Annotated in this window: 1 protein-coding gene, 1 pseudogene and 1 riboswitch; of the genes and pseudogenes, one reads left to right on the top strand and one right to left on the bottom strand. The window is 46.8% G+C overall.

Annotated features, from left to right (window positions below):
- Positions 1–694: pseudogene (locus tag B2U90_RS12490) on the bottom strand (5-aminoimidazole-4-carboxamide ribonucleotide transformylase); the annotation flags it as partial.
- Between the two features lie 47 nt (positions 695–741).
- Positions 742–821: riboswitch (ZMP/ZTP riboswitch) on the bottom strand.
- 314 nt (positions 822–1,135) lie between these two features.
- On the opposite strand from B2U90_RS12490, the gene B2U90_RS12495 reads away from it, so the two are divergent.
- The coding region (locus tag B2U90_RS12495) for a hypothetical protein (protein WP_292017942.1) at positions 1,136–1,356 on the top strand (221 nt) is incomplete at its 3' end.

Genomic DNA, 1,356 nt, shown 5'->3' on the forward strand with positions numbered 1-1,356 from the left:
CGGAGTTGGACTGGGTGTATTTCAACGTGATGAGGGCAATCATGAGGTCGCGGATTGCCGATGCCGGGAGATTCTTGTTTTTCGTCGGGATTTCCTTAAAAAGATCTGCCGTAATTTTGGCGTTGTTCCGTTCCTGTTCGAAGGTGACGCCGTATACTTCTTTCGATTCGATAGGAGCCGGCGTATAATCGCTATGCATCTGGAGGACGCAGTATTTCCCTTTTTTCTTTGTCTTGAGCAGTTCCAGTGCTTCGTCGGTGTATCCCGGAGCGATAACGCCGTCCGATACTTCCCGTTTGAGGAGGGTTGCCGTTTCGACATCACAGATATCGGACAGGGCAACGAAATCGCCGTAGGAGCTCATGCGGTCGGCACCACGGGCACAGGCATAGGCCGAGGCCAGCGGGGACAGGGCCAAGTCATCGACCCAGTAGATTTTTTTCAGGGTATCGCTCATGTCCGTTGCTACGGCTGCACCGGCGGGGCTGACGTGTTTGAAAGAAGCTGCTGCCGCAAGGCCCGTCGCTTCCTTCAGTTCTTTGACCAGCTGGTAGCTGTTGAACGCATCGAGCAGGTTGATATAGCCGGGGCGGCCATTTAAGACATCAAAAGGAAGGTCGCTGCCGTCTTTCATATACACTCTGGCCGAAGCCTGATTGGGATTGCAGCCGTATTTTAATTGCAGTTCTTTCATCGTTATTACCTCCGTACGCAGATAAAAAAAATACCGACACTTCCGGGAACCTTCGCCCAGACGGTCGGCTATATCGAATCATGCTCCCCGTGGTATGCTCCACTTTCCGTCAGTCACATGTTTCACGTCTATTATACAAGGGGAATCGCGGCACTGTCAATCATCTTGCCGGAAATCGATAGAAAAATCTGGCCAGTTCTTTGCTTCTTTGTAAAAATCATGTAAAAATCCCTCTTTGACACTTTTAAAATAAAAAATGCTTATAAAGCCTGTTGTAGTAGGCTTCGTGGCACTTTTTTCCGGTTGCAGGTGTCAAACTCCCGTGAACATCAATCGAAAAGTCTTGAAAAAAGAATGGGATTTTCGGAAATTAAAGGACTGCACCTACATTCCTGAAAAAGCAAATCCTATGCCAGACCGTGAATCCACCTTGACGGGCGGATGGATGCGACTAGTAGAAAACGGTGGCTATCAGCATATTATGCAGCTTTATACCAAAATCCTTTTTCTCATCTCCAAAAATTTCCACAATGTCTTGACACTATCACTATACCTGAATTTTTTATTGTTCTGGTGATTTCTGCTACAATAGTTTTCATAGAAGGCCCTGATAATAATGAAATCGTTGCAATGACCTATCATTATTATCAGGGTCTTCTTTC

This window comes from Megasphaera sp. UBA4233 (genome assembly GCF_002395615.1).
GTDB lineage: Bacteria > Bacillota > Negativicutes > Veillonellales > Megasphaeraceae > Megasphaera > Megasphaera hexanoica.